We start from the raw sequence: 5223 nt of genomic DNA, 5'->3' as shown, positions 1-5223 counted from the left end.
CAATTATACAAAATAATTCTTACATTAAAGAATTATTATAACAGACCCTCTATATAAGAAATTTTGAAAAGTTATTAGAGGTTTTGGGTGGTAAAAAGGCTTATTGTGGTAAGCAAAATGATATAATTTATAAATATGAATAATGATAAAAATATAAAGAAAAGTATAGCGAGTGCTAATATAAATTTTCTTATTGGATCTGGTGTTTCTGCACCGTTTTTGGAAATACTAACTAACATTGAACAGAAATTGTCAGAGGCTGAAGAGTCAGGAGATCCAGATGAAAAAAAAAAGAATCAAGAAAGAATATTTTAAAAAATCAATACGTAAGAATATATGTTTGTTAACAATACCTTTCATGTCTTTGCCACAACAGTTTTTGCAATATAAGAAATTTTATAAAACCATTAATGCATTAATTTTACAGAGGGAGTCTTCCCTACTCTCAAAGCAGGTAAATATATTTACTACCAATGTTGATATTTTTTCAGAGATTGCTCTAGAAGACACAGGTATTGAGTTTAATGATGGATTTCATGGAAGATTTAATCCTAAATATAGTATAGGTAATTTTAAGAAATCTTATTATAAAACTAGTCTGCATTATGAAAATACTTCGGAAATACCAGTATTTAATGTCATTAAACTGCATGGCTCTGTTTCTTGGTGTACAGAAGATAAAAATATAAAATTAGATAAAGATTTAAAGTTAGTAAAGGAAATAAGCAACTCTTCTGATGATAAATTTAAAGAAAATTATGACAAACTAATGATTGTCAATCCATCAAAAAAGAAATTTAGAGATACAGTTTTAAATGAAACGCACTATGATTTACTCAGAATGTATAACAATGAATTGGAAAAAGAAAACAGTGTTTTGTTTGTTATGGGATTCTCCTTTGCAGATGAACACATTAAAGAATTAACATTAAGAGCTGCAAATACAAACCCAACATGTGTTATCTATATATTTGTGCATGATGATAGTAATGATATTTATAAAGAGTTGAAAGACGATGCTAAAAATAATAACATTCGCCTGCTTACTGAAGAGAAATATAATTTTGAAAAAATAAATAATTTCTTTTTTAAGCAACTTAACAAAGATAATCAAAAATTGGAAGATAGCACTGAAATTAATCAACAGTAAGATGGCGAATAAAATCACTACAGAAGATTATATTGCAGACAATTCAATTTTTAGAGTTGGTAGTGTGATTGAAGTTATTGGTCAGGTAGTAAAGGTTAGAATTGATACAGGAAAAAATACCTCATCTATTTTGTATAAAGGCGATATTATTCAAAATATATCCGTTGGTGGATATGTAAAAATTAAAAAAGACTTTGAAGAAATTATCGGAAAAATTGAAGGTGAATTAATCAGGGAAAATAAAGATAACAGCCAAAAGAATTACACAAATAATAAAGACAAAATTAACAGGATTCTAAATATTAAAATTTTAGGTTATTTAGATAATGGTAAATTTGAAAGAGGCATTAAGGAATTGCCTTTAATAGACAACACTTGTTTTTTAATTACCAAAAAAGAATTTAATCATATTCATCAATTTGTAGATAGTGATGATAAGCCAATAAAAATTGGGCAGTTAGAGTTTGATGACGGGGTCAACATATCACTAGGAATTAATAAATTATTTGCCAGTCATATTGGAATTTTCGGTAATACTGGTAGTGGAAAGTCTTATACTTTAGCAAAGATATATCGTCAATTGTTTAAAGAATACAAGGGTAATAAAAGCTTTATAAATAACGCTAAATTTATCATCATTGATTTTAATGGTGAATATATTGAAAATGCGATTGTTGGTAAAGAAAGTAAAAATTCTTACGATTTGACAACCAAAGAAATCGGAGAAGACGACGAAAGAGATAAATTTCCAATAACAAAATCTACAATAGAAAATGCTACTTTTTGGTCTATATTCTTGGAGGCGACAGAAAAAACCCAACAACCATTTCTCAAGAGGGCAATTAAAGACAAATTTATAGAAAACAAGTTAAATGATACTGATTTTATTGTTCATATCCAAGACTTAATAATACAATCTACATCTGTTAGTGGTTCAAATATTGATAAAGCAATACCAACAGAATTTTTATACGAGTTAGCCAATTTCTTAAATAATGAAAGTATAAAAAGTGTGGCTCAACATTTTCAAAACCATCTAACTGGGGGGACGGAAAAATATAGTTATTGCTTTGAAAAGATTTTTTCTAATGATGAGGCCCGTTTTAAGCAAAAAATAAAGGACGCTTTTAACCGTGTCTTGGTAGATATTAACAACTTATCTCAAATAAAAAAAATAGGACTAAAAATAATCATAAAATATTTTAATGAAATGATTAGAGGTTTTTCAAATAGAGAGCATTTATCTCCTCTTATCAAAAGGCTTGAAAAACGAATATTAGATTTAGAAAAAGTTTTAACAATAAAGAACGATGGGTCTAATGAAAATGAAAAGAATTTAACGGTTGTTTCCCTGCGTAATGTTAATATGGATATTCGTAAAATGTTACCAATGCTTTTAGTAAAAGAGTTGTATGATAAGAAGAAAAAAGACAACAATAAAAGCCATTCATTACACATAATCGTAGATGAGGCGCATAATATTCTTTCCAGTAATTCTGATAGAGAAAGCAAAGAGTGGAAAGACTATCGCCTTGAAACTTTTGAAGAAATAATAAAAGAAGGTCGTAAATTTAATGTTTTTATGACTATTGCCAGTCAAAGACCATCGGACATTTCAGCGACAATTATATCCCAATTACATAATTATTTTTTACATAGACTGATAAATAATAATGATTTATCAGCGGTTGAGAAAACCATTTCTTATTTAGATAAAGTTTCTGCTGATTCTATCCCTAATTTAGCAACTGGAACATGTATTCTGGCGGGATTAATGGCAAAAATCCCAGTAGTAATTAAAGTTAATGAAATCACAGATGAAGAAAATCAACCGCAAAGCCATAATATAAACTTAATTGAAGGGTGGAAATAATACACATGGTAAAAATTGCAATATATACATGTATATTAAAGAATTGGAAAGAATTTTTCTTGGGTAATTTGATGTTTAAAACAATAATGCTGCATTGGATTAATGTACCAATCCTTGAGTATAAAAATTAATTAAAGATGGCAATTAGTAAAAATAATTCATTCAAATTTATAGACCTATTCTCAGGAATAGGCGGTTTTCATCTTGCAATGCATAATTTAGGTGGAGAATGTGTATTTTCATCTGAAATAGATGAGCAGGCAAGAAAAACCTACCAACATAATTTTAAAGGATATAAGCCCAAATATTTTTAAAAATGGATTATTTAATGACGATATAAGAGCCATATCCCCCGATGAAATTCCAGATTTTGATGTTTTATGTGCAGGATTTCCTTGCCAACCTTTTAGCCAGGCAGGATTTAAAAAAGGTTTTGCAGATAATCATAAATCTGAAAGAGGTAATTTATTTTTCAATATCGTAGATATTATAGAAGCAAAAAAACCAAAAGCGTTTTTTCTAGAAAATGTCAGGGGTATTGTGAAACATGATGATGGAAAAACTTTTAAAAAAATTCAAGAAGTTTTAACTAAAGAGCTTGGTTATAGTTTCTATTATAAAGTTGTGAAAGCTTCTGATTATGGGCTACCCCAGTTAAGACCGAGAACATTCATGATTGGCTTTAGAAATGACGATAAATCTGAAAATTTTGATTTCCCCAAGGAGTTGCCATTAAATTTCAATATGTCGGATGTTTGGGGTGGTGAGTGCTCCAGAGAAGTAGGATTTACTATTAGGGTTGGTGGAAGAGGTTCAAATATAAGCGACCGTAGAAATTGGGATGCATATTTAGTTGATGGAGAAGTAAAAAAGTTAATGCCAGAGCAGGCTAAAAAGATGCAAGGTTTTCCCAGTGAATTTGATTTCCCTGTATCTAATACCCAAGCAATGAAACAGTTAGGAAATAGTGTTGCTATTGATGCAATTAGAGAATGTGGAAAAACATTATTAGATTATATGGCTACATTAAAAACAGAAAATAATAATAATACAAAAAATAAAGGAGAATGGACAGAGTTATATTCATTTCTTAAAATTATTAATGACAAAAAATTGTTTATGTCTGATAAAGATTTAATCGCCAATAAAGAAAATTATTTAACAGTAACAAAAGTTTCCACTTTAAATATTGAACAGTCTTGTTGTTTAGAATCTGGAGACAAAGTTATTGTAAAAAATGAAAAAACAGGAGAGGAAAAAGAGGTATTAGTTTTAGAGTTTTTAAATAAAAAATTGTTAAAAAATTGGGCTTCTATAATTAAAAAAGGTAAAGGGGCTTTTAATATTCCTGAATTTGATATATTGCAAAATCAATTAGGGGTGACGATTATTAAAGGTGGAAATAGTAACCAAAAAGCGGACATAATATTAGATATTGAAAATTCAAGTATCAATAAAAAAGATGAAGGTTTTGGTATTAAATCTTATTTAGGGAGTAAGCCAACGTTATTAAATGCGTCTGGAAATACTAACTTTATTTTTAAGGTTAAAAATCTACCATCTAAATACTTAGACGAAATTAACGCAATCAACACAAGAACTAAATTAAAAGACCGTATTGAAAAAATATATAAACTTGGAGGGGAATTAGAATTTTTCAAAATTGAAAGGGACACAATGAGATATAATTTAGAATTAATTGACAGTAATATGCCTGAAATTATTTCTAAAATGTTGATAGAGTTTTTTGTGAACAGAATCTCTTCAATAAAGAAAAATATACAAGAAGTAATATCCGCCAAAAATCTAAATACTGCTAACGCAGAAGATTTTCAGTCTCTTGAAATAAAAATAAAACGCCTACTAGTTGCAATTTTACTGGGATTTTTTGCAGGTAAAAAATGGGATGGTCACTATAACGCCAAAGGAACCATAGTAGTCAAAGATGATGGAGAGCAGGTTGCATTTCATATAATAGAACAAGAGGTGCTAGAAGATTATTTGTTTGAAAATATTAAATTTGATACGCCATCAACAACACGACATAGATATGGAAGTTTGATTTTAGAAAATGATAAGCAAATGCATTTCAAACTAAATATGCAGTTAAGGTTTTAACCCTGTAAACCAGATTGTGTAAAGTCCTCTCTAAAAATCAGACATAATCCTTCAATCTATCCTCATGCAGGATTATAAACTG

The 5223-nt window shown here is 28.8% G+C and carries 5 protein-coding genes; all 5 read left to right on the top strand.

Annotation, left to right across the window (positions count from 1 at the left end; all coding sequences use genetic code 11):
• The first annotated feature begins 135 nt into the window (after positions 1-135).
• Positions 136-315 carry a hypothetical protein gene (locus tag BAZSYMA_RS01150; RefSeq protein ID WP_090714719.1) on the top strand — a complete coding sequence of 60 codons (180 nt, stop codon included), beginning with the start codon at positions 136-138 and terminating at the stop codon, positions 313-315.
• Entirely contained in the window at positions 281-1150 is an 870-nt protein-coding gene (locus BAZSYMA_RS01145; protein ID WP_090714716.1) for an SIR2 family protein, read from the top strand. The genes BAZSYMA_RS01150 and BAZSYMA_RS01145 overlap by 35 nt, the downstream gene beginning before the upstream one ends.
• 1 nt (position 1151) lies before the next feature.
• Positions 1152-3023 carry an ATP-binding protein gene (locus BAZSYMA_RS01140; RefSeq protein WP_090714713.1) on the top strand — a complete coding sequence of 624 codons (1872 nt, stop codon included), beginning with the start codon at positions 1152-1154 and terminating at the stop codon, positions 3021-3023.
• A 137-nt stretch (positions 3024-3160) separates the two neighbouring features.
• Positions 3161-3337 (top strand): DNA cytosine methyltransferase, encoded by a 177-nt coding sequence (locus tag BAZSYMA_RS10575; RefSeq protein ID WP_338152901.1) that lies wholly within the window; start codon positions 3161-3163, stop codon positions 3335-3337.
• Positions 3276-5141: a DNA cytosine methyltransferase gene (locus BAZSYMA_RS10285; protein ID WP_277621607.1), complete on the top strand. Its 1866-nt coding sequence runs from the start codon at positions 3276-3278 to the stop codon at positions 5139-5141. Before BAZSYMA_RS10575 ends, BAZSYMA_RS10285 begins: the two co-directional genes overlap by 62 nt.
• Positions 5142-5223: the final 82 nt, after the last annotated feature.

The organism is Bathymodiolus azoricus thioautotrophic gill symbiont, from assembly GCF_001298715.1.
GTDB lineage: Bacteria > Pseudomonadota > Gammaproteobacteria > PS1 > Pseudothioglobaceae > Thiodubiliella.
This window is presented reverse-complemented; position numbering and strand designations above follow the sequence as displayed.